This is a genomic window from Ruegeria lacuscaerulensis, assembly GCF_013033355.1.
Taxonomy (GTDB): domain Bacteria; phylum Pseudomonadota; class Alphaproteobacteria; order Rhodobacterales; family Rhodobacteraceae; genus Ruegeria; species Ruegeria lacuscaerulensis_A.
Genome location: NZ_WQDY01000002.1, coordinates 229,810 through 255,773, shown reverse-complemented (window position 1 = coordinate 255,773; position 25,964 = coordinate 229,810). Strand labels below are relative to the sequence as shown.

Sequence of the window (25,964 nt, the reverse complement as noted above, 5' to 3'; positions counted from 1 at the left end):
TGTAGGGTCGCGCCATGTCTACGCCCCTCGTGACCTTCTCGGACGATCAGGCCGCCGCCTATGACAACATCGCAGAGATGTTGAGGTCGGCAGGCGTTGATCTGGATGACGATGCCTTGCTGAAACTGCCGGGCAACGGAAAATCCGGTGTGATGGCGGTGATCGGCAAGGCTGGGTCGGGCAAGACGCTGCTGTTGGCCGAGCTTTATAAGGCGCTGGCTGAAACTGGCGTTCAGATCGTCTCGGGCGATTTTGAAAGCCGCAAGGCGCGGGACAAACGCAGCCTTGCAATTCTGGCCCCCACCAACAAGGCCGCCAGCGTATTGCGGTTGCGCGGGGTTCCTGCGACCACGATCCACCGCATCCTCTATACCCCGGTCTATGACCCAGAATATGAGCGGATTGCCGAGTGGCTGGCCGGAAACGACGAACGCCCCGAGATCGAGGGGCTGACGGACGAGGCACTGGACCGTGCCGCCGCGTTTTATGAAAACAACAAGTCCATTCCGGGTGCATTGGCCGCGGCGGGGCTACGTGGTTCGGATTTCATTACTGGCTGGAAGCGTCGGGAAGAACCCTTGGATATCGGGTTCGTGGACGAAGCTTCGATGTTGGATGACCGGCAGTTCGAAGACCTGCAGGAGATTTTCCCAACGTTGTTGCTGTTTGGCGATCCGGCGCAGCTTGCTCCGGTCAATCAATCGGGCAGCATGGTGTTTGACGGTCTGCCCGAGCCGCGCAAGCAAATCCTGCACCGGGTGCACCGCCAGACTGCAGACAACCCCATTTTGGATTTGGCCCATGCGCTGGCGGACCCTGCCATGGGGTTTGAAGATTTCGAGCGTCTGGTTGAACAAACGGCCCGGCAGGATGACCGCGTCGTGTGGGGGCAGCGGGTCGAGGTTGATCTGATGGCCCGCAGCCCGGTTCTGGTGTGGCGCAATGCGACACGTATCCGTTTGATTCAGGCGTTTCGGCAGGTGCATGGTGCCCCGGACACCGAATTGCTGGAAGGCGAGCCGCTGATCTGTGATGGGATCGAACTGCCCTTGAAGCATCGCAAGAAGCGTCTGGACCTTGAAGCGCGCGGGCTGATCAAAGGGGCGCAGGTTGTTTATCTGGGGCCGGGTCGCAAGCCGGGTTTTTCGCGCCTGCACGTCATGGGGGCCGAGGACCCGCAGGTCAGCGCGGCCTCGATCGTGAAAATCGAAATGCCAGATGAGGAAGAGCCGTTCATCCCCTATGCCGCCCGCATGGGCGCGACCTTTCTGCATGGGGCGGCCGTGACCATCCACAAGGCGCAGGGCTCGCAATGGGACACGGTGCAGGTCTTTGCACCCGATATCTACGCGGCTGCTCGGATGGGCCGAACCGAAGCGGGGCAGCCCCTTTGGAAACGTCTGGCCTATGTGGCCATCACGCGTGCGCAGGAACGGTTGATTTGGGTGGTGCGAAACCGTTTGGCCAAGCCGACTTATCCTCTGCGCGTGGATGATCTGAGGGCGGTTCCGGCGGCCTCGCTGACATTGGAGGCGGAAGAGACATGAAGACGATCATCGTAACCGGCGCAAGCTCTGGCATAGGGCGCGCCACAGCCGAGCTGTTTCTGAATGAGGGTTGGACCGTAGGTTTGTTGGCCCGCAGTGCCGATAAGCTAGACGAAATTGCGCAACAGCACCCCAAGGCGATCGTTCTGGCTGCCGACGTGACGGATCCGGTTGCGGTATCTCGGGCCTTTCGGACGTTTTCCAATAGGGCGGACAGGCTGGATGTCCTGTTCAACAATGCGGGTATCTTTGCCCCCGGCGGCACCATTGATGAGATCGCGTTGGAAGACTGGTACCAAAGTGTAAACGTCAACTTGAACGGAATGTTCCTATGCGCGCGCGAAGCCTTTCGGATCATGCGACACCAAACGCCTCAGGGCGGCCGGATCATCAATAACGGATCGATTGCAGCCCACGTACCGCGACCAAACTCGGTGCATTATTCGGCAACGAAACACGCGATCACTGGGTTGACACGTAGCTTGTCTTTGGACGGGCGGGCATTTGGCGTTGCCTGCGGTCAGATCGATATCGGCAACGCGCGGACGCAGATGGTGCAGGATTTGGTAGACAATGCCGTCGCAGCGGGGCAGCAGCTGGACCCCACGATGGACGTTGGTGACGCTGCCCGTTCGGTGCTTCACATGGCCAGTTTGCCGCCCGATGCGAATGTTCAGTTCATGACGGTTATGGCGACTACGATGCCTTACATTGGGCGTGGGTAACTCAGGTTTCGCGTAGTAGCCGGAAGGCGGTAGAAGCGCCCCAGCCAGCGGCAATCGCGATGACCAGAGACATCAGCCCATACCAGACGGGTTGTTCGCGGGACATTGTATAAAGGAACCGTTCCAGCCCCACTTTGCGCACGTCGATGATGGTTTCAAACTGCGACACGACTGCGCCGCCACGGGTGAGGAAAATGCGCGCCGCATACTCTCCTTCGGTCAGGTCCGCTGGCATGTCGATTGAGGTCCGAAATAAGGTTTGTTCGTCCACTGCAACCGTGTCCTCGCGAATGGAATACAGCCCTTCGTCTTCGCGGATTCGCACCACGGCATCGGCGAAGTCCTGTGCCCCGCGAATGTGCATCGCTGCACCGACAGATCGGATCGCACGTTCAATCGAAACACGATAGCGTAGGTCTTCGGTATCCGATAAAATGTCATCCAGCGGCGCGCTTGTTGCGACGGCGTAGAAACTGGGCGCAAGGTCGACCAGAACGCTGTCGGTATTGACCCAAATGCCAAGCTTGCGTTCTTTTCTGCGAACGGTCACCGGGCTGGATGGCCCCGCAACGGCGACGATGACCTCAAGCGGGGGACCGGACGGAATGGGTGTTTCGCGTTTGACGGCCCCGAAAATCAGAATCTCGGACCCGTCAAACGTGGCTGTGATCGCCACACGATCCTGGCTAAGGCCAAGAACAACGGATTCTTCTTCGGCCAACGCGGGTGTCACGCACAGGGCAAACAAAAGGATCAGGCGTTTCAGCATGATCAGTGCCCCCCTTCCACGCCCAGCGAATACAGCTCGGACGGTTCCAAAAGCAGATCAAGCGCCAGTTTTCCGCAAACGACCAAAACCAACGCAGCCAGCAGAACGCGCAGCTGCTCGGCCGGCATACGCGCGCCGATCACCGTGCCGATCTGCGCGCCTATGACGCCTCCGACCAGCAGCAGAACAGCCAGAACGATATCAACCGTATAGTTCGTTGTCGCGTGCAGCATCGTGGTGAACGCTGTTACGAAAATGATCTGAAAAAGCGAGGTGCCGACGACAACTTTGGTGGGCATTCCCAGCAGATAGATCATAGCAGGCACCATGATAAAGCCGCCTCCGACCCCCATGATCGCTGAAAGAACCCCAACGCACAGCCCTACCACAATCGGCGGGATGACCGAGATATAAAGGCCCGAGGTGCGGAAACGCATTTTGAAGGGCATGGCATGAACCCAGCCACGCTGTCGTCGTTTCGCAGGCGCAGCGCCACCTTTTTTGGACTTTCGCAGCGCATTCAGGCTTTCGATGAACATCAGGCTGCCGACCACGCCCAGGAAAACAACATAGCACAGGGTAACCAGCAGATCGACCTGACCAAGACTCTTGAGGTAGTTGAATACCACCACCCCAAGGGCCGCGCCGATTAGACCTCCCGTCAGCAGGACAGTGCCCATCTTTAGGTCGACGGTCTTACGCCTGAAATGTGCCAGAACACCGGAAAACGAAGACGCGACGATTTGGTTCGCCTCGGTCGCAACAGCAACGGCCGGAGGGATACCAATAAAGAACAGAAGCGGTGTCATCAGGAACCCGCCGCCGACGCCAAACATGCCGGAGAGGATACCGACCATACCGCCCAAACCCAGCAGCAGAAAAGCGTTAACAGAGACTTCGGCGATAGGAAGGTAAATCTGCATGGGGCACTAGGTCTTGTTAACAGGTGTGTTAGGTGATGATATGCGGTCCGTTTCCGGAAAGAGCTTTGAATTCTGCGTGAGGCGTGGCTTTGAACCCATTGGGCAATTTACCCGGGTGGGTATGTGTCCGGAATTGGCTGGCACAGGAAACACTCGCATACCTCTTTAGAGCGTCTGCGGCATGCAAAATCAACTGTGCATGCCGCTCTGCAGCGAACAGGACTGAAATCTGTCCGAAACTGGACTTATCATCGCTCTTTCACATAGGGCTCGCCACCCGCGCGGGGTGGAACGGCTTTGCCAACGAACCCGGCCAGAATCACCACGGTCAAGATATAGGGCAGGGCGTCCATGACCTGTACCGGGATGACAACGCCGCCCAGATCAATATTCTGGAATCTCAGCGCAACAGCCTGAAGCAAACCGAACAGCAGACACGCACCCATCGCATGCCAAGGCCGCCATTTGGCAAAGATCAGCGCGGCCAGTGCGATGAAACCCCGTCCGGCGGTCATTTCCTTGACGAACCCGGCTTGCAGGGCGGTCGCCAAATAGGCGCCCGCGATTCCGCACAGCACGCCGCAAATCGCCACGGCGGCAAAGCGCAGCCCCACGACCGAGACACCTGCGGTATCTACAGCGGCCGGGTTTTCGCCCACTGCCCGCAGGCGCAAGCCAAAGCGGGTGCGGTAAAGAATCCACCACGTCAGCGGTACCATCAGGAAGGCGACATAGACGAGGATGGAATGCCCCGACAGAAGCTCGGAGTAGATCGGTCCAACGATGGGTACGCCGCTTATGGCGTCGGCAAAGGGGAAGTTGATCGGCTCGAACCGGCCGCCGCCGAACAGGGACGGAGTTCGCCCGCCCTGCTGGAACCAGCTTTGTGCGACCAGAACGGTCATCCCCGAGGCCAGGAAGTTGATCGCGACGCCCGAGATCAGCTGATTGCCCCGGAACGTGATCGACGCAACGCCATGAAGGGCCGACAGGATCAGTGAAGCCCCGATTCCTGCCAGAAGGCCCAGCCAGACCGAGCCGGTCACAGCGGCCACGGCGGCCGAGAAGAAGGCGGACATAAGCATCTTGCCCTCAAGCCCGATATCAAAGATACCAGCGCGTTCGGAATAGAGCCCCGCCAGACAGGCCAGCAGCAGTGGTGTTGCAAGTCGGATGGTCGAGTCGAGGACTTGGACGAGGGTTACGAAAGCTTCCATCACTGCGCTCCTTTCCGCAGGCTCAGGAACAGCTTTTCAAGCGGCATCCGTACCATGTTGTCCAACGCTCCGGTGAACAGGATCACAAGCGCCTGAATGACCACGATCAGCTCACGCGGGATCGAGGTCCACAGCGCAAGTTCTGCACCGCCCTGATAGAGGAACCCGAACAGGATCGCTGCAAGGAACACCCCGAACGGGTGCGACCGCCCCATCAGCGCCACGGCGATGCCGATAAAGCCCGCGCCCTCGGTCGAGTTCAGGACCAAACGTTCCGCCTCGCCCATGACGTTGTTGATGGCCATCATTCCGGCCAATCCGCCCGAGATCAGCATGGCGATGATGGTAATGCGCACCGGGGAAATCCCGGCATAGACGGCCCCGGTTTCCGAATGGCCATAGGCGCGGATTTCATAACCCAGCCGCGTCCGCCAGATCAGCGCCCAGACCGCGACACAGGCCAGCAAGGCCACGAAGAACGAGATATTCGCGGGCGCGCCCCGGAACAGAGCATTCTCGGCGGTTGAGAACATGGATTGGAAGGTTGGCAAATGCACCGTTTCGGGGAAACGCGCGGTTGCCGGGTCTTGCGAGCCCTGCGGGCGCATCACGTTGACCAGCATATAGTTCAGGAAGGCTGCCGCGATGAAGTTGAACATGATCGTGGTGATTACGATGTGGCTGCCGCGCTTGGCTTGCAGGTAGGCGGGGATTGCCGCCCACATGGCACCGAACAGGGCCGATCCGACACAGGCGGCCAGCAGGGCAATGCTCCAGTGTGGCCAGTCGATATAGAGGCACACCATGGCAACGCCCAGACCGCCCAGCATGGCCTGACCTTCGCCGCCGATGTTAAACAGACGCGCGTGAAATGCCACGGCTACGGCCAGACCGGTGAACATGAAGTTGGTCGCGTAATACAGCGTATAGCCCCAGCCATAGGTCGACCCCAGCGCGCCGGTGACCATCAGGTTCACGGCCTCGATGGGGTTTTCACCTATGGCGAGGATCACCAGCGCCGAGAGGATTGCGGCCAATACCAGACTGATCAGCGGAATCAGAACGACATCGGCCCATTTGGGCATTTTATCCATGCTTCACGCGGCCTTTCCCGCAACACCGGCCATCAGCAGGCCCAGCTCTTTTTCATCCGTCTCATGGGGCAGGCGTTCGCCCATGATATGTCCGTCAAACATCACCGCAATCCGGTCGGACAGCGAGAAGATCTCTTCCAGCTCGACCGAAACCAGCAAGATCGCCTTGCCCTGATCGCGCAGAGCAACGATCTGTTTGTGAATGAACTCGATCGCACCAATATCCACGCCGCGTGTTGGCTGACCAACCAGCAACAGATCGGGGTTCCGCTCGATCTCGCGCGCGACGACAATTTTTTGTTGGTTTCCGCCCGAGAAGTTCTTGGCCGCCAGCCAGCCATCGGGCGGGCGGACGTCGAACTTTTCCATCTTGGCCTCTGTATCAGCGCGTAGGGCTGCGTTGTCCATGAACAGCCCCCGCTTGTAGGCCGGGTCGCGGTGATAGCCGAAGGCCACGTTCTCCCACGCGTGAAACTCCATGATCAGACCTTCGCGCTGGCGGTCCTCGGGTACATGCGCAATGCCCTGCGCACGGCGGGTTTGACCATCCGAGCCCGCCCCGCTCAGCGCCAATGATGCGCCGTTCAGGCGGATCGTGCCTTGGCCCGGACGCATCCCGCCCAGAACCTCAAGCAGTTCAGACTGGCCATTACCGGCGACGCCAGCGATGCCCACGATTTCACCCGCGCGGACGGTCAGGTCGATGCCTTTGACCCGCTCAACACCCGCACCATCGGTGACACTCAGATTTTCAATCTCAAGCACGGGCTGGCCGGGTTTTGCGGGCAGTTTATCCACCTGCAACAGCACTTTGCGCCCAACCATAAGCTCGGCCAGTTCCTGCGGGTTGGTATCGGCGGTTTTGACTGTGGCCGTCATCTCACCACGCCGCATGACCGAGACGGTGTCGGTGTTTTCCATGATCTCGCGCAGCTTGTGGGTGATCACGATGATCGTCTTGCCCTCGGACCGCAGCCGGTCGAGGATGCGGAACAGCTGATCGGCCTCGGCCGGGGTCAGAACCCCGGTGGGTTCGTCCAGAATCAGGATCTCGGCCTTGCGATACAGGGCTTTGAGGATTTCGACACGCTGCTGCATGCCCACGCCTATTTCGTCGATACGTTTGTCAGGGTCGACGAACAGCTCGTATTCTTCTTCCAGCGCTTTCAGTTCTTTACGCGCTTTGGACAGCGAGGGGGCAAGCAGCCCTCCGTCCTCGGCACCCAGAACGATGTTTTCCAGAACGGTAAAGTTTTCCACCAGCTTGAAATGCTGGAACACCATCCCAATACCTGCCGCAATCGCAGCCTGACTGTCGGGAATTTCGGTCTTGTCACCGTTGATCCAAATCTCGCCCTTATCGGCCTTGTAAAAGCCGTAGAGGATACTCATCAGCGTGGATTTGCCCGCACCGTTTTCACCGATGATCCCATGGATCGATCCGGGGGCGACGCTGATGGAAATGTCTTTGTTGGCCTGAACCGGCCCAAAGGCTTTGGAAATCCCTTTGAGCTCAATGGCGGGGACGGTCATGTCTTGTCCTCAGATTGCCGAAAGGGCCGCATGGCACGCGGCAGAGTGGAGGCCGGGCGGAGGCTAAAACCCCCGCCCGCGCGATATCAAAACTGCAGTGCGGGGCAGCTGTCGTTCTCGTAGTAGCTGGTCACCGTAACATTGCCGTCAATGATGTCCTGACGCGCCTTGTCGACCGCGCCTTTCATCTCGTCCGAGACCAGCGACGCGTTGTTGTCGTCCATGGCAACGCCCACGCCTTCTTCGGCCAGACCCATGGCGAAGACGCCGGTTTCAAGGTTCTCACCCGCTTTCATCGCGTCATAAACGGCAACGTCCACGCGTTTCAGCATCGAAGTCAGAACTTTGCCCGGATGCAGGTGGTTCTGGTTGCTGTCCACGCCGATCGACAGGATGCCTTCGTCGGCAGCGGTTTGCAGAACACCCACGCCGGTGCCGCCTGCGGCTGCATATATCACGTCAGCACCTTGGCTGATCTGCGCTTTGGTCAGCTCGGACCCTTTCACCGGGTCGTTCCATGCAGCCGGAGTGGTGCCGGTCATGTTGGCAACAACTTCGATATCGGGGTTCACAGCTTTTGCGCCCTGGGCATAACCACAGCCAAAGTGACGGATCAGCGGGATGTCCATGCCGCCAATGAAGCCAACGGTGCCAGATTCAGACGCCATTGCCGCCATCATACCAACCAGATACGAACCTTCATGCTCGGCAAAGCCGATCTGACGGATGTTCGGAGCGTCCAGCCAGTTCACGTCAACCGCGACAAATTTGGTGTCGGGGTAGTCGCCCGCAACTGCCGACAGCGGATCGGCCATGGCGAAACCCATGGTGATGATCGGGTTCAGACCAGCCTCGGCAAAGCGACGCAAAGCCTGCTCGCGCTGGGCTTCGGATTGCAGTTCGATTTCGCGATAGCTGCCACCGGTTTCATCGGCCCAACGCTGCGCGCCATTATGGGCGGCCTCGTTGAATGACTTGTCAAACTTACCACCCAGGTCAAAGATCAGGGCCGGTTCAGCCAAGGCCGCACCTGCGGTCAGTGCGACGGCTGCGGCGGCGCCCATCAAGGATTTCATCAGGGTCATTTGTTACTCCCGTTGTTATTGTCGGTCGGAGCCAAGATAGCCCCGTTCACCCACTAAGAGCGAGCATATCTGTTGTGATGGCGGGAATTAAGGCCGTTTGCAACAGCCGGGGTCAACTGATTTTTGACCATTTGGTCGAGAAAAAATTCGACGACTATTCAGGTCAAGTCACATTCCATCACGAGAGCGTCAATTTTCTGATTGTTTTCGCGCACATAGTACGATTTGCGTAATCCACAGGGGCGGTAGCCGCAGCTATGGTACAAGGACAGCGCCGGAAGATTGTCCTGCGCCACATCCAGAAAGGCGCGCGTCGCGCCCAATCTTTGGGCCTTTGCATGCCACTCGGCCATACGGATTCTTGCGAGCCCCTGACGCTGCAGGTCAGGATGCGTCGCTATTGTCAGCAGTTCCGCTTCGTCGGCGATTACCTGAAACAAAGCAAAGGACGTCGCGATTCCGACTACGTGAGTAAAACGATTCTGCAGTAAATCCGCGAATTCTGCCTCGGACCACGGGCGGGATTGTGTAAAAGCCGCAGAATGGGTTTTGGCAAGGGCTTGCGGAGTCATCCGTCCAACAAAACCGGTGGCGAGTCTTTGGACGGGGCCGCATCTGCCGCGCGGATGTAAAGCGGCGCAGGCGCGCTGTTTGTGGTTTGCCACTTCTGAGAAGCCACATTTGCGATCCCGCGAACCTGTACTTCGGGGTCATCGTTGAAAGCCAGTGGACCTAGTGATTCTGCCTGTTCAAGCGGGATCAAGGCCGGGTCTTGACCTTCGGGTGAGATATACACTTGATCCCGTGGTGCGCGAATGGCCGGTAACGCGCCTTGAGTTTCTTGCGCCAGCGCCTCAAAACCCGAAACGCCGACGGCCGGAACGCCAAGGCCCAACGCCAGCCCACGCGCAGCGGATACCGAAATTCGGATGCCGGTGAAATTGCCCGGCCCGATACCAACGCCGATGGCTGAAAGGTCTTTCCACGTGTATCCGGCCTGTGTCAGAAAATCTTCCAGCATGGGCATCAAGTGTTCTGCCTGACCGCGTGTCATGGCGTCGACTCGAACGGCAATGATCTGATCTCCGCGTAACAAAGCGGCCGCGCAATGCGCGGCCGATGTATCAAACGCCAGAATCAGCGGGTCAGACGGCAACGGGGCGAACCTCGGTCACTTCAGGGATGTAGTGACGCAGCAGGTTCTCGATCCCCATTTTCAGTGTCAAGGTCGAGGACGGACAGTTCGCGCAAGCCCCTTGCATGTGCAGATACACAACGCCGCGGTCAAAACCATGGAAGGTGATATCGCCACCATCTTGGGCCACAGCAGGGCGCACGCGGCTATCCAGAAGGTCCTTGATCTGATTAACGACTTCCGCGTCTTCGCCGGTGTGTTCGGCATGGCCAGATGCGGTTGTGGCGTCAGCAGCCATGACCGGCTGGCCCGACTGGTAATGCTCCATAACTGCGCCAAGGATCGCGGGCTTGATGTGGTCCCACTGAACATCGTCAGATTTGGTGACAGTCACAAAATCATTGCCAAAAAAGACGCCGGTTACGCCGTTGACGGTGAAAATCCGGTTGGCCAAAGGTGACTTCTCAGCCGCTTCTGCCGATGGAAAATCTGCGGTGCCCGCCTCCAGCACAGTTTGACCGGGCAGGAATTTCAGGGTTGCAGGGTTCGGCGTGGATTCGGTCTGGATGAACATAGCGCGGCTCCGTTTCAGTTGCCTCTGATATGCGGGTCCGCGCGCGGGAAGTCAAGATTTGGAACGATTCTAAATTCCAGCCGCCAGCTTTATCGCCTCATCTAGCCGGTCATCGCCCCAGAACAGTTCATCCCCGACCAGAAAACTGGGGGCACCGAACAGTCCTTTGGCCTGCGCGATCTCGGATTGTTTTTTCAACGCAGCTTTGATCTGAGGGTTTTGCGTCCGGCTCAGCGTCTCTTCGGGCAATCCGGCGGCGGTCAGACAAGTAACCAGAACCGCGTCATCAGCGATGTTCTGGCCATGGGCAAACTCAGCGGAATAGACGGCGCGGACAAAGGCGGCTTTTTGGGCCGGGTCTTCGATGGCCAGCGTCAGGCGGGCCGCCTTCAAGCCGTTTTGCGGAAATGGATCGGGGCGCTGGAACGGCAGGCCGCGGTGGGCGGTCAGACGCTCCATATCGCGCCACATATACTGCCCTTTGGCTGGATAGAGGTTGAAGGGCGAATCCGTCCAGCCCTGTGCAAAAAAGATCGGGCCCAGCAGGAAGGGCTGCCAATCGACACTCACGCCGTGCCGGGCGGCGGCCTCTTCGATCCGCATCGCGCTGAGGTAGGAATAGGTCGAGGCGAACTCGAACCAGAACTGAATGCTGCGGGGCATCTAGGTGATTTCTTCCAGTTTTTCCTTGCTCAGATCACCGGGAACGATGGTGATCGGGATCGGTAAACTGCCGGAGTTTTTGGTCAGTTGCGTCACCAGAGGACCGGGGCCCTTCTTTTCGACGCCCGCGCCCAGTACCAGCACGCCGATCTCGGGATCGGATTGCACGTGTTCGATGATTTGCGCCACTGGCTCGCCCTCGCGGATGGCCAGTTCCGGATCAACGCCCTGCTTGTCACGCATCCATTTGGCGAACACTTCGTAATGGGCGTGGATGCGTTCACGCGATTCCTCGCGCATCACCTCGGCCACTCCGATCCAGTGGTTGAACTCATCGGGGGGAATGACCGACAGGATCGTCACGCCGCCGCCCGTATGGGCCGCGCGCATGGCTGCAAAACGCATTGCGTTCAGGCATTCGCGGCTGTCATCCAATACCACCAGGAACTTACGCATGGGTGTCCTCATTCATTTCGGGCGATCATGCCCGACCAAATGCGCGCTGGCAACCGAAGCCTATCGCGTGCTGGCAGCCCAGTCCCAATACAACTCGCGCGCGCGACGGGCGACGGGGCCGACCTGATATTGCGTATCCTGCAACGCCGTGACCGGGGTGATCTTGCTCATGTTGCCGGTCATGAAGACCTCATCAGCTTTGTGGAAATCCTCGAAACTCAGGATCGCTTCGTGCACGGTCACACCGTCTGCACGCAGGTTTTCGATGTGGCGTGCGCGGGTGATTCCGGCCAGAAACGTACCATTGGGGGTGGGGGTGAACACCTCGCCATCCCGGACCAAAAAAATGTTCGCAGTCGCGGTTTCGGCCACATGTCCCAGCGCATCCGCGACCAGGGCGTTTGAGAAGCCGTTGGACCGAACTTCTTGCAACATCCGCGCATTGTTGGGGTAGAGACAGCCCGCCTTGGCGTTCACAACCGCCGATTCAAGAACCGGGCGACGGAAGCGCGTGTAGCCCAGTGTCACCGACGCAGATTCGGGCGCCATTGGAATCTCTTCGAGGCAAATCGCGAAGCCCGTACTGTTCTCCAGCGGTACGATTGCCGTTCGGTCGCCGTCGATGCCCCAATACATCGGACGGATATAAACCGCTGCGTCGGGCGCATAACTTTCCAGCCCTTCGCGGATGATCTCGACCATCTGCTCGGTGGTCACAAACGGCGTCAGCATCAAAGCCTCGGCCGAGCGGTTCACGCGGGCACAGTGCGCCTCAAGATCGGGGACCAGACCGTCGAAATAGCGGGCTCCATCGAAGACGGACGACCCTAGCCAAGCGCCGTGATCGGCTGCCCGCATGATGGGCGCATCACCGTCATGCCACTGACCTTCGAAATAGGTGCGAATATTCTTGCCGACTGCCATCACGCCCTCCCAAGCTTTGCGGCAAACCTAGGAAGACGCCGCGGTAACGTCCAGAGCAATCAGCCCTGTTTTGCGCCAACCATGCCCACGATTTCGTAAGTTTGTTGCAGGATCGGAGCGGCAACAGCGCGCGCCTTTTCTGCCCCATTGGCCAGAATCCGGTCAATCTCGGTCTCTTCGCCCATCAGGCGGGCCATCTCTCCCGAAATCGGAGCCAGTTTCGACACGGCCAGTTCGGCCAGCATCGGTTTGAACTCGCCAAACTGCTTGCCGCCAACCTCGGTCAGAACCTGCTCGGCGGTCTGATCGCTGAGCGCCGCGTAGATATTGACCAGATTGCGCGCCTCAGGGCGTTCGGACAGGCCATCCACATCCGAAGGCAGAGCATCGGGGTCGGTCTTGGCCTTGCGGATTTTCTTGGCAATCGTGTCGGCGTCATCGGTCATGTTGATCCGCGTCATATCCGACGGGTCCGAGGACGACATCTTGCGCGACCCATCCCGCAGGTTCATCACGCGCGGGGCAGGGCCGCCGATGACGGGTTCGGTCACAGGGAAGAACTCGACGCCATAATCATGGTTGAACTTGATGGCAATGTCGCGGGTCAGTTCCAGATGCTGTTTCTGATCCTCACCCACCGGCACATGCGTCGCGTGGTAGGTTAGGATGTCCGCCGCCATCAGCGCCGGGTAGGCAAACAGACCCAGTGAGGCATTCTGCGCATTTTTGCCCGCCTTGTCCTTGAACTGCGTCATCCGCTGCATCCAGCCCATCCGGGCGATACAATTGAAAATCCAGGCCAGTTGCGTGTGCTCGGGCACTTGGCTTTGGTTGAACAGGATGGATTTTTCCGGGTCCAGACCAGCGGCGATGAAACCGGCGCAGACCTCGCGGGTCTTTTCGCGTAGGCGGGCGGGGTCCTGCCAGACGGTGATCGCGTGCAGATCGACCATGCAATAGATGGTCTCAAAATCGTCGCCCTGCATATCCACGAACCGCTTGAGCGCACCCAGATAGTTGCCAAGATGCAGGTTCCCCGACGGCTGGATGCCGGAAAACACGCGCGGTGTGAACTGGGTGTCGGTCATCGAAGGGAACTCCCGTCTGGAAAAATAAGCCCCCGTCGCTTACCCATGAGGCCAAGGGACGTCAACAGCCGCGAAAGGCCAGCCCAATGAGCAGTGAGCATTATACACCCGCCGTGAACCCTCTGCCGCCCGTGGTGGCGGCGCTGGCGTTGTTCATCTTCGGGATCGAACTGGCCCTGACGCTGGGCTCGCGTGGGTTGGTCGGCGGGCCATCGGCCGTGGGCTGGCGGCTGGATGCGTTGCAGCACTATTCCTTTTCGCCGGACATTTTCGACTGGATGATGGAAAACGGGCGCTGGACGTTTGAACATCTGATCCGCTTAGTGACATATCCGTTCGTGTCGGCCAATTTCACTCAGGCCATCTTTGTGTGCGTCTTTGTTCTGGCCATGGGCAAAATGGTGGCCGAGGTTTTTGGCAGCGTGCAGATGCTGGTGATCTTTGTGCTGTCGGGCATCGGCGGGGCGCTGGCCTATGCGCTGCTGCTGGACCCGCAATATCCGCTGGTCGGAGGGTTCCCACCCGTATACGGCCTGATCGGAGCGTTCACGTGGATTTTGTGGCGTAGGTTATCTTTGGTAGGCGAAAACCAGTCACGGGCCTTCAGCCTGATCGCTGTTTTGATGGGGATCCAGTTGTTGTTCGGTCTGATCTTCGGCGGCACGCTGGACTGGGTGGCCGATCTGGGCGGGTTCGCCACAGGCTTTGTTCTGTCATTTGTGGTTGGTCCCGGCGGTTGGTCCCGGATCATTGGTGGTATCCGCCGCGACTGATCAGGACCGCCGCAGGGCCTTTTTGAACTCGTTGATCTCGAAGGCGCGCAGCAGGTGGCCCAGCACAAAATACAGCACTGCCGCACCGATGATGAGGGCCAACAGTGCTACATAGCGCCAGCCTGGCAGGTGAAATGCCCACCCGAACAGGGAAAGCGCGGCAAATAGGCCAACGCCCATCCCAAGCGATGCGGCCACGATCCGCCATGCCCGGTGTTTGAACCGGTCATCAAAGCGCGCCTCCTCGCCCATGCGTCGCGCTCCTAGCGCGAGCAGTCCGACCATGGCCCACCCGGCGACCGAGGCTGCAATCGCAGGCGCAATCCAGCCCACCAGCGGATAAAGCCCAAAGGCCAGCCCCGCATTCACCACCATCGCCACCACCGCGTAGCGGAACGGAGATTTTGTGTCCTCGCGCGCGAAGAACAGCGGTTGCAACAGCTTTTGCAGCATGAAAGCCGGCAGGCCGATGCCATAGATCGCCACGGCCAGCGCGGTGGCGGCGGTATCCTCGGCGGTGAATTGGCCACGCTCAAACAGGACCGAGACCAGAGGGATCGGCATGATCACAAAGGCCACGGTTGACGGAAGGGTCAGTAGCAGCGTGAACTCTCCGGCGCGGGAAAAGGCGTTGCGGGCGCCGTCTTTGTCACCCGCACGCAGGCGGCGAGACAGGTCAGGCAGCAACACGATTCCAACGGCGATGCCCACCACACCCAAAGGCAGTTGATACAGCCGGTCCGCGGCAAACAACCAACTGACCGCGTTTTCGGTTTTTGAGGCCACAAGCTGCCCCACGACCAGATTGACCTGTGTGACCCCCATCGCCAGTGCCGCGGGCACGGCGATACGGACCATACGGCGCATTTCCGGGCTGAGTTTCGGCCGACCGGGACGGATGCGGATGCCCGCACGTTCGGTCGCGACCCAGACCAGTGCAAGCTGCGCAACTCCGGCCAAGGGGATGATGGCGATCAGCCAGCGTATGACTTCGCCGCCCGACAGGGCTCCGGCGATCATGGCGGTGCAGGCAAAGATGTTCAGCAGAACGGGCGCTGCGGCAGCGGCCGCAAAGCGGCCCGTGGCGTTCAGAACGCCCGAAAACAGTGCTGCCAGTGACATGAACAGGATGTAGGGGAAAACCACGTAACCATAATCCACGGCCAGATCGAACCGGTCGTCGCCATAGAACCCTTCGGCGGTTATCCAGATCAGTGCGGGCATGAACACCATCGCGAGCCCAACCAGCCCCAGAACCGCCACGGCCAGCAGGTTGAAGGCATCCTGTGCGAATCCTTCGGCGTTCTCGTCCCCTTCCAGCCGTTTGGAAAACATCGGCACGAAGGCCGCGTTGAACGCACCTTCGGCAAAGAAGCGGCGGAACATGTTGGGCAGGCGGAAGGCGGCCACAAAGGCGTCCATCACCGGGCCCGGCCCGATAAAGGCCGTCAGAAGAATTTCCCGAAGAAACCCCAATATCCGGCTGGCCAGGGTCCAGAACCCAACCGTGAACAGGCCCGAGAACAGCCGGATCTGCTTCATGATTCCGCGCGCTCAGCGCCCTCGGTGATGGCTTTGCGCAGCTTGGCTTCAAGCCCGCGCTGCTTGCTGTCCGAGTGGTATTTCAGCCCGAACATGTCTTTGACATAGAACGTGTCCACCACCTGTTCGCCATAGGTCGCGATCACCGCGTTGGCGACATAGACATTGGCTGCGGCCAGCGTGCGCGCCAGATCATAGAGCAAACCGGGACGGTCACGGGTATCGACCTCGATTATCGTGTAGATCTCGGACCCGTCATTGTCGAAGATGATATGCGTCGGCACGTTGAAGGCGCGTTCGCGTTTCTTGATCTTGTCGCGCGATTTCAGCGCGTCACGCGCCACAACTTCGCCCTTTAACGTTTTGTGTATCATCTGCGTCAGGCGTGGCAGGCGGCTGGCTTCGAATGGGCGGCCATCTGCGTCCTGTATCCAGAATGCATCCGTGACATAACCATCTTTGGTCGTATAGCTGCGCGCATCGACCACGTTCGCCCCAACCAGCGCCAGCGCGCCAGCGATCCGCGCGAAAATACCCGGATGATCGCCCATGGCGAAACAGGCGCGAGTGGCGTCGCGATCCTCGTCCGGTTGCAGGCGAATTTCCATCGCGCCCGCGTCGCCACTGTGATCAAGCGCTTGCAACATCTCGGCAAACTCAACATGCGTCGACAGGTTAAGGCCCTGCCAATAGGGGTCGTAATGCCGACCGGTCTCGGTTTTCAGGTCAGCCTTGGACCAATCGGCCAATTCGGCGCGCAGGGTCTTTTTGGCCTCGGCTCCGCGATTGGCACGGTTGAGGTCTTCCATCCCGGTTTCAAGGGCACGTTTGGTTTCCGCGTGCAGCGCCCGCAGCAGAGTGGCCTTCCAGTTGTTCCACGTATCCGGCCCTACGCCGCGAATGTCACAGACCGTTAGAACTGTCAGCAGGTCCAACCGTTTGACTGTTTTCACGGCCTTCGCGAAATCACGTACCGTGCGCGGATCGGAAATATCGCGCTTCTGCGCCATGTCAGACATCAGCAGGTGATATCGCACCAGCCATTCGACCGTTTCGCAATCGGCCTTGTTCAACCCAAGCCTCGGCGCGATTTTGCGTGCCATCTGCGCGCCGAGGATCGAGTGATCTTCGGGCCGCCCCTTGGCAATATCATGGATCAGCAGGGCGACATACAAAACCTTGCGGTTCACGCCCTCTTTCAGGATCGACGAAGCCAACGGGAGGGATTCCACCAGTTTTCCGCGTTCGATCTGGTTGAGGTTGACGATGCACTGGATGGTGTGTTCGTCCACCGTATAGCTGTGATACATGTTGAACTGCATCATCGCGACGATGTGCTCAAATTCGGGGATAAAGGCTGACAGGACCCCCAGCTCGTTCATCCGGCGCAGGGCGCGTTCGGGGTTGCCGTGTTTCAGCATAAGATCAAGGAAGATACGTTGTGCTTCCTTGTCTTCGCGCATGTCCTCATCGATCAGGTTCAGATTCGCTGTCACAAGACGCATCGCATCCGGATGGATCAGCATGCCCGTGCGCAACCCTTCCTCGAACAGACGCAGCAGGTTCACCTTATCGGACAGGAACTGGTCCGGGTCAGCGACGTCCAAACGACCATGAACGACTTGATACCCTGCCTTGACCCGTGGGCGACGGCGGAAAATCCGTTCCAGCAGCGGTGCGCCCTTCATGTGCGCGGCTTCCAGCTTGGTCAAGAAGATGCGGGTCAATTCGCCCACCATCGTCGCCTCGCGGAAATACCGCTGCATGAAAACCTCGACGGCACGGCGACCGGCGCGATCCTCATAGCCCATGCGATCGGCCACCTCGACCTGCATATCGAAGGTCAGGTGCTCAGTAGCGCGGCCCGTTACCAGATGCAGATGCGAGCGCACGGCCCACAGGAACTCCTCGGCCTCGTCGAAGGCTTTGTACTCGCCTTCTGTTATCAGCCCCAGCGGTACAAATTCAGAAACGTCCTGAACGTCGTAGATGTATTTCGCGATCCAATACAGCGACTGCAGGTCGCGCAGCCCGCCTTTGCCTTCTTTGACATTAGGCTCGACCATATAACGCTGGCCCTGCTTTTTGTGGCGCTCGTCACGCTCTTGCAGTTTGGCTTCGATAAATTGACGTTCGGTGCCCTTGAACAACTCGTCCCGCAGGCGGGTTTTGAGTTCATCGCCCAAGGCCGTGTCGCCCGCCAGATAACGCTGCTCCAGCATAGCAGTGCGGATGGTGAAATCCTCGCCCCCAAGCCGCAGACAATCCTTGATGGTGCGCGAAGAATGCCCGACCTTCAGACGCAAATCCCACAGGATATACAGCATGGACTCGATCACGCTTTCGGCCCAGGCAGTGATTTTGTAGGGCGTCAAAAACAGCAGATCGACATCTGACGCGGGGGCCATCTCGCCCCGCCCATAGCCGCCCACAGCCAGAACGGCGATCTTTTCGCCCTGCGTCGGCGTGGCCAGAGGGTGAAGGTCATGGCTTGCGACCTGCATGGCGGTGCAGACCAGTCCATCGGTCAGATAGGTGTAAGAATGGGTCAGCGGCCGGGCGTCGAACGGGTGTTGGGAAAACGCATCAGCGATGGCTTGCCGCCCTGCCTTTTGGGCATCCCGCAGAATGCGCACGCATTCGGCCCGGCGCGCGGTGTTGTTTGATACGTTTTCAAAGGCTTCCGACAGTTGCGCCAGAACGGTGGTGCTGTCGAATATGTCTTGGGCCGGGCAGATCAGCTCACCTTTTGGGGTGAGCGTCAGTGCCGGTCGATCAGAAACCGGCGCCTGAGAAGCTTTGTGGGGCAGGGTCAATCACTACTACCTGTTTGTTCTGGATCGTGGCAACTGCCAGACCGCGTTCGTTGGTACCGTTCGAGCGCAAGCGAAAGATGCCGCCCACGCCCTGGAAACCGGCATTTTGTGTCAGGGCCGAAGCCGTAAGCGCATCCGATTTACCCTGGCTGACCAAGGCTCCGATTGCTGCGATGCCGTCGTATGCCAGCCCGCTGATAGGGTGCGGTGCCTCACCATAGGAATTGTTGTACCGCTGACGATAGGACTGTGCCTTGGCCGGGTCGGGTAGCGCGAACCATCCCCCCTGCACGCCCGGCAATTCAAGCGTCTGAGCCGGAATATCCCAGCGTGTCAGACCGATATATTGCGTCGTTGCTGGCGAGACACCCGCCTCTGGCAGCAACTGCGAATAGAGTGGCAACGCACCAGCCGTGGTTGCCGTAAGGAACACCGAGTCAGCCGCAGATGCATCCACCGTGGCCTTGATTGTCGGAACCGAGTTGATCACGCCCTGCTGGGACCGGTCATAGCCGACTGTTCCAGCGTTGTTGACGCGACTGTTACTTAGCGCGTTGGCGATGGCAGATTGTCCCAACTGGCCTGCCGCATCGTTGCTGTGCACGATGACCATGTTGTTTTTGCCCCGCGAACCGGCAAAATTAACGAGTCGGTTAGCCGTGTTGTCGAAGGTGGGGCCCAGGACAAAGACGTTCCCGCCCGCGATGCTGGTGTTGTTCGAGAACGACAGGACATTCACGTTGTTGTTTAAAACGGCTAACCCTGCCGAGTTTGCTGCCTGCGCGTAAACCGGACCCAGGATAACCTTTGCACCATCCGCCACGGCCCGTTGGGCCACCTCCGCCGCTGTGTTCGAGCTGCCGCGCGTGTCATAAACCCGAAGGTCGATCTGCACATTTTGCAAATCTGCCATGGCCATACGTGCTGCATTCTCAAGGCTTCGGGCCAAGGCCGCATCGCCCGAATTGGCCGATCCCGCCGGAACCAGCAGCGCCACAGGCACCGGCTTAGAGGTGTTAATCGATGGCCCTCCGCCCAGTCCTGTTGTCTCACAGGCGGTCAGAAAAGCGGCGGTGGCCAAAACGGCGGCGGTTTTTGCCAGTTTGCGAACGGGCTTGCAAACGGTAAACATCTGAATGAAAACTCCCTGTCCCGGCGACTTGAAAGACGCCATTTTATTAGGTCGCGATAATAAACGTCACGCTGCGAGGGTCCAGCTTTGAATCACCAAAAAGTCAGATTGGGCGCGGGCCTGTATTTTGTCGCCACTCCGATCGGAACGGCGCGCGATATCACGCTCAGGGCGCTGGATGTGCTGGCCTCGGCTGATGTGGTCGCTGCCGAGGATACCCGCAGCCTTCGGCGCCTGATGGAGATTCACGGTGTGCCGTTGGAGGGACGGCGCATTCTGGCCTATCACGATCACAGCGGTGCAGGCGCGCGGGGCAAGATCCTGGACGCGCTGGCCGAAGGGAAATCGGTTGCCTATGCCTCTGAGGCTGGGATGCCACTGATTGCTGATCCGGGTTATGAGCTGGGGCGTCAGGCGGCTGAGGCCGGTCACATGGTGACCTGTGCGCCCGGGCCATCGGCGGCTTTAATGGCCCTGACACTGGCCGGATTGCCAACGGATGCGTTCTTTTTTGCCGGATTCTTGCCCAATGCATCGGGCGCGCGCCGGGCACGGATCGAGGCGTTGCGCGACATACCCGGCACGCTTGTTTTCTACGAATCGCCAAAGCGTGTCGCGGCCTGCCTGTCCGATCTGGCATATGTATTGGGAGAGTCGCGTCATGCCGCCCTGTGCCGCGAATTAACCAAGAAATTCGAAGAGGTTCGCCGCGGGACCCTGAAAGACCTTGCCCAAGGGCTGCAGGATCAGACCATCAAAGGCGAAATTGTTCTTCTGGTGGATCGCAGCCATTCGGAAACTGTTAACGAATCTGACGTAGAAGAAGCTCTGAAAAGGGCCTTGGAATCCCATTCGGTTCGGGATGCGGCGGATCTGGTTTCGGAAATGTACAAACTTCCGCGCCGTCCGATTTATCAAAAGGCGCTGAAACTGGGAAAGGGATGACATGTCCGCGCGCGCTGTTCGGAGCTCTGTGTCTTATCAGGCGGGTCAATCCGCCGAGATGCGGGTTGCGACCGACTATGAACGTCGCGGCTTTTCGATTGCGCATCGTCGTTGGCGCGGGGCCGGTGGGGAAATAGACCTGATCGCGCGTAACGCCGATGGTCTGGTGTTCATCGAGGTCAAGAAAAGCAGCAGTTTTGACGCGGCGGCGGCGCGGATCAATCGGCGACAGATGAACCGGATTTGTGCCTCGGCGGCGCAGTTTCTAGAACATGAACCCGATGGGCAGCTGACAAATGTGCGCTTTGACGCCGCGCTTGTGGACGCCTCGGGCGCTGTTCAAATCATCGAAAACGCCTTTGGCGAGGCCTGACCCCCATTGATCCCGTGGCCCTGCTGGGCCATGTATCTGGCGTGAAACCGAGGGACACGCCATGAAAATCGCCTTTCAGATGGACCCGATCGGGGCCGTGGATATTAATGCAGACAGCTCATTCCGACTGGCCGAAGAGGCGCAGGCGCGTGGGCACTCACTGTTTTTCTACGGGCCGGATCAGTTGGCGTATCAGGAAGGGCGGGTCACGGCGCGCGGCCACGACATGACCGTTCAGCGCGTGGCGGGCAATCCGGCAGAGCTGGGCCCCGAGCGTGAGGTTGATCTGGCTGATTTCGATGTGATCTGGCTGCGTCAGGATCCTCCGTTCGATATGCACTATATCACGTCAACGCATTTGCTGGACCGTCTGAAGGGCAAGGCGCTGGTGGTCAATGATCCGTTCTGGGTGCGCAATTACCCCGAAAAACTGCTGGTTCTGGATTTCCCCGATCTAACGCCGCCGACGACCATCGCGCGTGATTTACAGACGATCAAAGCGTTCAAGGAAAAGCATGGCGATATCATTCTCAAGCCGCTTTATGGCAACGGCGGTGCGGGCGTGTTCCGGCTGGATGCCAGTGACCGAAATCTGACCTCATTGCATGAACTGTTCACCGGGTTCTCGCGTGAGCCGCTGATCGTGCAGAAGTTCCTGCCCGACGTCAGCAATGGCGACAAACGGGTGATTCTGGTTGATGGTGAGGCAGTCGGCGCAATCAACCGTGTGCCGGCCAAGGGAGAGACGCGGTCGAACATGCATGTGGGTGGCCGCCCGGAAAAGATCGGCCTGTCCGACCGGGATTTGGAGATTTGCGCCGCCATCGGTCCGTTGCTGAAGGAAAAAGGCCAGATCTTCGTCGGTATCGACGTGATCGGAGATTATCTGACTGAGATCAACGTGACCTCGCCCACCGGTATTCAGGAGTTGGAGCGGTTCGACGGTGTGAACATCGCCGAAAAAATCTGGCAGGCGATTGAGGCCAAGGTTTAAGACGCCGCCCGGGCGCTGATGCGAAAGCTCAGCGCCTCGGCCACGTGGGGTCGGCGGATATCTGGCGCGCCTTCAAGATCAGCAATGGTGCGCGCGACCCGCAGGATGCGGTGATAGGCGCGCGCCGACAGGCCGAACCGTTCGGCGGCTTTCAGCAACAGCTCTTTGCCTTCGGCGTCGGGGGCGGCGATTTCCTCCAACAACTTACCCTCCATATCCGCGTTCTGGCGGGGCTCCATGCCCTCAAACCGCTCCGCCTGCACAGTACGGGTGGCTTCGACCCTTGCGGCAACGGTGGCAGAGTTGTCTCCGGAAGGCGGCAGGTCCAAATCGGTGAACCCGACCGGAGGCACCTCAATCCGCAAGTCGAACCGATCCAAAAGCGGGCCAGAGATACGGCCCAGATAATCCTCACCACAGACTGGCGCGCGGGAACAGGCGCGGGCGGGGTCCGTTAGATATCCGCATTTGCAGGGGTTGGCGGCGGCCACCAGCATGAAGCGACAAGGGTATTTCACATGGGCATTGGCGCGGGCGACCATGACCTCGCCCGTTTCAATCGGTTGGCGCAGGGTTTCCAGAACGGTGCGCGGAAATTCGGGGAATTCGTCCATGAACAGAACTCCGTTATGAGCCAAGGAAATCTCACCGGGTTTGGCACCCCGGCCGCCTCCGACAATTGCAGCCATTGAGGCGGTATGGTGCGGCTCGCGAAACGGACGGGTGCGGCTGATCCCGCCTTCGTCCAGCAACCCGCAGAGTGATTGGATCATAGAGGTTTCCAGCGCCTCGGATGGGGCCAAAGGCGGCAGAATTCCCGGCAGACGCGCGGCCAGCATGGATTTGCCCGACCCCGGCGTGCCGATCATGATCAGGTGGTGTCGCCCGGCGGCGGCAATTTCCAACGCGCGTTTGGCCCGCTCTTGCCCTTTCACATCGCGCAGGTCGCGCGCGCTGGGCGCAAGGCTGACCTCGCCGGGTTGGGCGGCGGATAAAGGGGCCTGACCTGAGAAATGCCGCACCACATCGCCCAGTGATGTGGCCCCGATAACCTGTGTAGCATCGACCCAAGCCGCCTCGGCGCTGGAGGCTTTGGGGCACAGCAGCGCGCGATCTTCGGCGGCGGCGGTCATGGCAGCGGGCAGAGCGCCGACCACGGGTACAAGCGATCCGTCCAGTGACAGCTCACCCAAGGACACCGCACCTTCGGCGGCGTCGGGAGGGATTATTTCCAGTGCGGATAGCAGCGCGACGGCGATGGGCAGGTCGAAATGGCTGCCTTCTTTTGGCAGATCGGCGGGCGAGAGGTTGATGGTGATGCGTTTCGACGGCAGAGCGATGGCCATGGAACTGAGCGCGCTGCGCACGCGGTCTCGGGCCTCGGACACGGCTTTGTCGGGCAGGCCGACGATGGAAAAAGCGGGCAGGCCCGGCTCGACGGCGCATTGCACCTCGACCGGGCGGGCCTCAACCCCTTGGAAAGCGACGGTATGAGAGCGGGCGACCATGAACGACCTTTTTGGTTAACAGGTCGTTGCTGGCACGCAGGCGGTTTAGGAATCGTTAACGCCTGCGACCATGGCAGAGAATTTCGGCCAAGCGCCCGGGTCTGCGGCGGTTTTGTCACGGCAGAACGGGTTGCAGAAGCCCCAGATGCGGCCGTCCAGTTCAAGGAAATCTGTCACAGGGTCGCCGGAATAGGGGCATGTGGTGTTGACCGAGGGGCCTGCGTCCACAACGCGGGCTACGGGCGAGCCGACTGGCCAGGGTTGTGTTGCCAATCCCAGTGCGTAGGGGAAAGGGTCATAGGACACAGTCAATCCCATCGCGCGCCATTGGCGGACGGACAGGTCTGACAGCAGGTCAAGGCAATAGACCCGGTTTGCGTCCGAGACTGGCAGACCATAGCCGATAATCCGCGCGGCCACCGGCGTATAGAAGACATCCGCCAGGGAATAGGCGCCAAACAGCGGACCGGTGGTGGCCCCGGATACGCTGCGAGAATGGGCCCATAGGGTCTCGATCCGGTCAAGGTCGCGCAGGGTATCTGCTGAGGGTTCAAACCCGGTCCAGCAATGGTGCAACTGCATCGGGCATTCGCCGCGCAAGGCGGTGAACCCGGCCACCATCTCGGCGCATAACCAGCGCGCGGTGGCGCGGGCGGCTGGATCTGCAGGCCACAGCCCGGCGTCGGGATGTCGTTCGGCCAGAGTTTCGGCCATGGCGAGGCTTTCGCCTACCACCGTCCCGTCGGGCATGCGCAAGGCGGGCACCAGACGGGCGGGGGCGAGTGGCTTCATATCCTCAGTCATGGTGCCGGAATAGAGGCCGATCATTTGGGTTTTGTAAGGCAGGCTGAACTTTTCCAGCATCAGCCAGCCGCGCATGGACCAGCTGGAAAACAGTCGGTCCCCGATAAACAGATCATAGGTCATAGGTGCAGGATGGCGTGGACAATCGCGTCGGTAAATCAGTGATTTGTGCGCAGGTGCATCACGCGAGGTGATTGATCCGCCCGACCGACCAGCAATCCCCGTGATGGGTCAGTTCCGTGACCGAGAGGTTGTCGATCTTGTGGCTGAACGCCTCTTGTGCGGTCACGTCCAGCGCGCGCTGTACCTGTGTCAGGATCACGCCGAAATGCACCACGACGACCAGATCGCGCCCGCTATGATCGGCAATCAGCCGGTCGATCACGGCATCTACCCGCGTACGCACCTCGTTCCAGCTTTCGCCGCTTGGGGGGCGCACGTCACCGGGATTGTCCCAATAGGCAAAGGCGAGGTCGGGGTCTTCGGCCTCAATCTCGCGGAAGCCGCGCAGCTCCCACGTGCCGAAATTGATCTCGCGCAGGTCGGGGTGATGGGGCAGGCGGGTGCGTGCTCCCTGAATGGCCGAGGCCGTATCCGCGGCGCGGGACAGGTCGGATGAGATAACAACCGCATCAGACGGCAGATGGTCATGCAAGCGCTGGATCGCCACTGTGTCGCTGAGATCAGCGGGCAGGTCGGACCAGCCGACCATGGTTTTGGCATGGGTCGGGCCGTGGCGGACAAGATGCAGGCGAGTCACGGCAGCTGTCCTTTCAGTACCAGAGGCAGCCCGGCTGTGACTTGCACCGCCAGATCGGCCTGCGCGGCCAATGCGATGTTCAGACGTCCCTGTGCCTCTCGAAAGCGGCGGGACAGGGCGTTGTCGGGGACAATGCCGTGGCCGACTTCGTTCGATACGATTACAATCTGGGCTTTGCAGGTATTCAGCGCATCCAAAAGCAGGGCTTGTTCTTGTTCCAGATCGTTTTCCGCCATCATATGGTTGGTCAGCCACATCGTCGCACAGTCAATCAGACAGACCTGATCCTGCGTCAGAGCGGCCAGAGCAGGGCGCAGGTCGAACGGAGCCTCGATCGTCGTCCAACCCTCCCCTCGTTGCTTCACGTGCGACTTCACCTTTTTGTGCATTTCATCATCAAACACTTGTGAAGTCGCGAGGTAGATGCGGCTTTTCTCTGTGGAAACAGTGAGTTGTTCGGCAAATGCCGACTTTCCCGAGGCTGCTCCGCCGATAACAAAGGTCAAATCCCAACCCACTGGTGTTACCTTCCATGTGATCCACCCGGTTTTGTCCTGCGTATCGACCTCAAGTCGACAAGGCAA

Annotated in this window: 26 protein-coding genes; 6 read left to right on the top strand and 20 right to left on the bottom strand. The window is 59.6% G+C overall.

What is annotated here, in order from left to right; genetic code table 11:
* The first annotated feature begins 14 nt into the window (after positions 1-14).
* Entirely contained in the window at positions 15-1,547 is a 1,533-nt protein-coding gene (locus GOW48_RS04650; protein ID WP_170353500.1) for an ATP-dependent DNA helicase, read from the top strand.
* The gene (locus GOW48_RS04645; RefSeq protein WP_170751765.1) at positions 1,544-2,272 is read left to right on the top strand and encodes an SDR family oxidoreductase; all 729 of its coding nucleotides are present in this window, start codon (positions 1,544-1,546) and stop codon (positions 2,270-2,272) included. The genes GOW48_RS04650 and GOW48_RS04645 overlap by 4 nt, the downstream gene beginning before the upstream one ends.
* Position 2,273: 1 nt before the next feature.
* Here GOW48_RS04645 and GOW48_RS04640 read toward each other — a convergent pair whose 3' ends face one another.
* The 13 genes from GOW48_RS04640 to trpS all read right to left on the bottom strand — a co-directional run bounded on the left by GOW48_RS04640 (position 2,274) and on the right by trpS (position 13,733).
* Positions 2,274-3,041 carry a TIGR02186 family protein gene (locus GOW48_RS04640; protein ID WP_170751763.1) on the bottom strand — a complete coding sequence of 256 codons (768 nt, stop codon included), beginning with the start codon at positions 3,039-3,041 and terminating at the stop codon, positions 2,274-2,276.
* A 2-nt stretch (positions 3,042-3,043) separates the two neighbouring features.
* Positions 3,044-3,964 (bottom strand): sulfite exporter TauE/SafE family protein, encoded by a 921-nt coding sequence (locus GOW48_RS04635; protein WP_170751761.1) that lies wholly within the window; start codon positions 3,962-3,964, stop codon positions 3,044-3,046.
* Positions 3,965-4,212: 248 nt separating this feature from the next.
* The gene (locus tag GOW48_RS04630) at positions 4,213-5,181 is read right to left on the bottom strand and encodes an ABC transporter permease (protein WP_170353496.1); all 969 of its coding nucleotides are present in this window, start codon (positions 5,179-5,181) and stop codon (positions 4,213-4,215) included.
* Positions 5,181-6,275, bottom strand: coding sequence for an ABC transporter permease (locus GOW48_RS04625; RefSeq protein ID WP_170751759.1), 1,095 nt, complete (start codon positions 6,273-6,275; stop codon positions 5,181-5,183). Before GOW48_RS04625 ends, GOW48_RS04630 begins: the two co-directional genes overlap by 1 nt.
* A 3-nt stretch (positions 6,276-6,278) precedes the next feature.
* Positions 6,279-7,808, bottom strand: a complete 1,530-nt coding sequence (locus GOW48_RS04620; protein ID WP_170751757.1) for an ABC transporter ATP-binding protein — start codon at positions 7,806-7,808, stop codon at positions 6,279-6,281.
* Between the two features lie 86 nt (positions 7,809-7,894).
* A complete protein-coding gene (locus tag GOW48_RS04615) occupies positions 7,895-8,893 on the bottom strand; it encodes a BMP family lipoprotein (RefSeq protein ID WP_170353493.1) in 999 nt (332 codons plus the stop codon).
* Positions 8,894-9,051: 158 nt separating this feature from the next.
* Complete coding sequence (locus GOW48_RS04610) at positions 9,052-9,465, bottom strand: GNAT family N-acetyltransferase (protein WP_170353492.1); 414 nt, start codon at positions 9,463-9,465, stop codon at positions 9,052-9,054.
* The gene (tsaB, locus tag GOW48_RS04605) at positions 9,462-10,049 is read right to left on the bottom strand and encodes a tRNA (adenosine(37)-N6)-threonylcarbamoyltransferase complex dimerization subunit type 1 TsaB (protein ID WP_170751755.1); all 588 of its coding nucleotides are present in this window, start codon (positions 10,047-10,049) and stop codon (positions 9,462-9,464) included. Before tsaB ends, GOW48_RS04610 begins: the two co-directional genes overlap by 4 nt.
* Complete coding sequence (locus GOW48_RS04600) at positions 10,039-10,602, bottom strand: NifU family protein (RefSeq protein ID WP_170751753.1); 564 nt, start codon at positions 10,600-10,602, stop codon at positions 10,039-10,041. Before GOW48_RS04600 ends, tsaB begins: the two co-directional genes overlap by 11 nt.
* Positions 10,603-10,671: 69 nt before the next feature.
* Positions 10,672-11,265: a 2-hydroxychromene-2-carboxylate isomerase gene (locus tag GOW48_RS04595; protein ID WP_170751751.1), complete on the bottom strand. Its 594-nt coding sequence runs from the start codon at positions 11,263-11,265 to the stop codon at positions 10,672-10,674.
* Positions 11,266-11,721 (bottom strand): universal stress protein, encoded by a 456-nt coding sequence (locus tag GOW48_RS04590; RefSeq protein WP_170353488.1) that lies wholly within the window; start codon positions 11,719-11,721, stop codon positions 11,266-11,268.
* A gap of 60 nt (positions 11,722-11,781) precedes the next feature.
* Positions 11,782-12,645: a branched-chain amino acid aminotransferase gene (locus GOW48_RS04585; RefSeq protein WP_170353487.1), complete on the bottom strand. Its 864-nt coding sequence runs from the start codon at positions 12,643-12,645 to the stop codon at positions 11,782-11,784.
* A gap of 59 nt (positions 12,646-12,704) precedes the next feature.
* Positions 12,705-13,733, bottom strand: coding sequence for a tryptophan--tRNA ligase (gene trpS, locus GOW48_RS04580; protein ID WP_170751749.1), 1,029 nt, complete (start codon positions 13,731-13,733; stop codon positions 12,705-12,707).
* An 86-nt stretch (positions 13,734-13,819) separates the two neighbouring features.
* Here trpS and GOW48_RS04575 point away from each other — a divergent pair, with 86 nt between their 5' ends.
* Complete coding sequence (locus GOW48_RS04575) at positions 13,820-14,506, top strand: rhomboid family intramembrane serine protease (protein WP_170751747.1); 687 nt, start codon at positions 13,820-13,822, stop codon at positions 14,504-14,506.
* On the opposite strand, the gene murJ is transcribed toward GOW48_RS04575, so the two are convergent.
* The 3 genes from murJ to GOW48_RS04560 are packed head-to-tail and all read right to left on the bottom strand — an operon-like array spanning position 14,507 to position 19,996.
* On the bottom strand, positions 14,507-16,048 hold the full coding sequence (gene murJ / locus GOW48_RS04570; protein ID WP_170751745.1) for a murein biosynthesis integral membrane protein MurJ: 1,542 nt from the start codon (positions 16,046-16,048) through the stop codon (positions 14,507-14,509).
* Positions 16,045-18,864: a [protein-PII] uridylyltransferase gene (locus GOW48_RS04565; protein WP_170751743.1), complete on the bottom strand. Its 2,820-nt coding sequence runs from the start codon at positions 18,862-18,864 to the stop codon at positions 16,045-16,047. Before GOW48_RS04565 ends, murJ begins: the two co-directional genes overlap by 4 nt.
* Complete coding sequence (locus GOW48_RS04560; RefSeq protein WP_170751741.1) at positions 18,824-19,996, bottom strand: penicillin-binding protein activator; 1,173 nt, start codon at positions 19,994-19,996, stop codon at positions 18,824-18,826. Before GOW48_RS04560 ends, GOW48_RS04565 begins: the two co-directional genes overlap by 41 nt.
* A gap of 87 nt (positions 19,997-20,083) precedes the next feature.
* Between GOW48_RS04560 and rsmI the strand changes: the two genes are divergently transcribed.
* The 3 genes from rsmI to gshB all read left to right on the top strand — a co-directional run bounded on the left by rsmI (position 20,084) and on the right by gshB (position 22,308).
* Entirely contained in the window at positions 20,084-20,941 is an 858-nt protein-coding gene (rsmI, locus tag GOW48_RS04555) for a 16S rRNA (cytidine(1402)-2'-O)-methyltransferase (RefSeq protein WP_170751739.1), read from the top strand.
* A gap of 1 nt (position 20,942) precedes the next feature.
* The gene (locus GOW48_RS04550; protein ID WP_170751738.1) at positions 20,943-21,314 is read left to right on the top strand and encodes a YraN family protein; all 372 of its coding nucleotides are present in this window, start codon (positions 20,943-20,945) and stop codon (positions 21,312-21,314) included.
* Between the two features lie 61 nt (positions 21,315-21,375).
* Positions 21,376-22,308: a glutathione synthase gene (gshB, locus tag GOW48_RS04545; protein WP_170751736.1), complete on the top strand. Its 933-nt coding sequence runs from the start codon at positions 21,376-21,378 to the stop codon at positions 22,306-22,308.
* Here the strand turns inward: gshB and GOW48_RS04540 are convergent.
* Genes GOW48_RS04540 through cobU form a run of 4 tightly spaced genes read right to left on the bottom strand, consistent with a single transcriptional unit; the run spans position 22,305 to position 25,898 of the window.
* Positions 22,305-23,816 (bottom strand): YifB family Mg chelatase-like AAA ATPase, encoded by a 1,512-nt coding sequence (locus GOW48_RS04540; protein ID WP_170751734.1) that lies wholly within the window; start codon positions 23,814-23,816, stop codon positions 22,305-22,307. The two genes, gshB and GOW48_RS04540, sit on opposite strands and share 4 nt — an antisense overlap.
* A gap of 45 nt (positions 23,817-23,861) precedes the next feature.
* The gene (locus GOW48_RS04535; RefSeq protein WP_170751732.1) at positions 23,862-24,743 is read right to left on the bottom strand and encodes a glutathione S-transferase; all 882 of its coding nucleotides are present in this window, start codon (positions 24,741-24,743) and stop codon (positions 23,862-23,864) included.
* 58 nt (positions 24,744-24,801) lie between these two features.
* Complete coding sequence (locus GOW48_RS04530) at positions 24,802-25,380, bottom strand: histidine phosphatase family protein (RefSeq protein WP_170751730.1); 579 nt, start codon at positions 25,378-25,380, stop codon at positions 24,802-24,804.
* Positions 25,377-25,898 carry a bifunctional adenosylcobinamide kinase/adenosylcobinamide-phosphate guanylyltransferase gene (gene cobU, locus GOW48_RS04525; protein WP_170752233.1) on the bottom strand — a complete coding sequence of 174 codons (522 nt, stop codon included), beginning with the start codon at positions 25,896-25,898 and terminating at the stop codon, positions 25,377-25,379. Before cobU ends, GOW48_RS04530 begins: the two co-directional genes overlap by 4 nt.
* Positions 25,899-25,964: the final 66 nt, after the last annotated feature.

What these genes read in the sequence shown, in the direction of transcription:
- GOW48_RS04650 (WP_170353500.1), top strand. Translation starts at nt 15, where the DNA reads ATGTCTACGCCCCTCGTGACCTTCTCGGACGATCAGGCCGCCGCCTAT.
- GOW48_RS04645 (WP_170751765.1), top strand. Translation starts at nt 1,544, where the DNA reads ATGAAGACGATCATCGTAACCGGCGCAAGCTCTGGCATAGGGCGCGCC.
- GOW48_RS04640 (WP_170751763.1), bottom strand. Translation starts at nt 3,041, where the DNA reads ATGCTGAAACGCCTGATCCTTTTGTTTGCCCTGTGCGTGACACCCGCG.
- GOW48_RS04635 (WP_170751761.1), bottom strand. Translation starts at nt 3,964, where the DNA reads ATGCAGATTTACCTTCCTATCGCCGAAGTCTCTGTTAACGCTTTTCTG.
- GOW48_RS04630 (WP_170353496.1), bottom strand. Translation starts at nt 5,181, where the DNA reads ATGGAAGCTTTCGTAACCCTCGTCCAAGTCCTCGACTCGACCATCCGA.
- GOW48_RS04625 (WP_170751759.1), bottom strand. Translation starts at nt 6,275, where the DNA reads ATGGATAAAATGCCCAAATGGGCCGATGTCGTTCTGATTCCGCTGATC.
- GOW48_RS04620 (WP_170751757.1), bottom strand. Translation starts at nt 7,808, where the DNA reads ATGACCGTCCCCGCCATTGAGCTCAAAGGGATTTCCAAAGCCTTTGGG.
- GOW48_RS04615 (WP_170353493.1), bottom strand. Translation starts at nt 8,893, where the DNA reads ATGACCCTGATGAAATCCTTGATGGGCGCCGCCGCAGCCGTCGCACTG.
- GOW48_RS04610 (WP_170353492.1), bottom strand. Translation starts at nt 9,465, where the DNA reads ATGACTCCGCAAGCCCTTGCCAAAACCCATTCTGCGGCTTTTACACAA.
- GOW48_RS04600 (WP_170751753.1), bottom strand. Translation starts at nt 10,602, where the DNA reads ATGTTCATCCAGACCGAATCCACGCCGAACCCTGCAACCCTGAAATTC.
- GOW48_RS04595 (WP_170751751.1), bottom strand. Translation starts at nt 11,265, where the DNA reads ATGCCCCGCAGCATTCAGTTCTGGTTCGAGTTCGCCTCGACCTATTCC.
- GOW48_RS04590 (WP_170353488.1), bottom strand. Translation starts at nt 11,721, where the DNA reads ATGCGTAAGTTCCTGGTGGTATTGGATGACAGCCGCGAATGCCTGAAC.
- GOW48_RS04585 (WP_170353487.1), bottom strand. Translation starts at nt 12,645, where the DNA reads ATGGCAGTCGGCAAGAATATTCGCACCTATTTCGAAGGTCAGTGGCAT.
- trpS (WP_170751749.1), bottom strand. Translation starts at nt 13,733, where the DNA reads ATGACCGACACCCAGTTCACACCGCGCGTGTTTTCCGGCATCCAGCCG.
- GOW48_RS04575 (WP_170751747.1), top strand. Translation starts at nt 13,820, where the DNA reads ATGAGCAGTGAGCATTATACACCCGCCGTGAACCCTCTGCCGCCCGTG.
- murJ (WP_170751745.1), bottom strand. Translation starts at nt 16,048, where the DNA reads ATGAAGCAGATCCGGCTGTTCTCGGGCCTGTTCACGGTTGGGTTCTGG.
- GOW48_RS04560 (WP_170751741.1), bottom strand. Translation starts at nt 19,996, where the DNA reads ATGTTTACCGTTTGCAAGCCCGTTCGCAAACTGGCAAAAACCGCCGCC.
- GOW48_RS04550 (WP_170751738.1), top strand. Translation starts at nt 20,943, where the DNA reads ATGTCCGCGCGCGCTGTTCGGAGCTCTGTGTCTTATCAGGCGGGTCAA.
- gshB (WP_170751736.1), top strand. Translation starts at nt 21,376, where the DNA reads ATGAAAATCGCCTTTCAGATGGACCCGATCGGGGCCGTGGATATTAAT.
- GOW48_RS04540 (WP_170751734.1), bottom strand. Translation starts at nt 23,816, where the DNA reads ATGGTCGCCCGCTCTCATACCGTCGCTTTCCAAGGGGTTGAGGCCCGC.
- GOW48_RS04535 (WP_170751732.1), bottom strand. Translation starts at nt 24,743, where the DNA reads ATGACCTATGATCTGTTTATCGGGGACCGACTGTTTTCCAGCTGGTCC.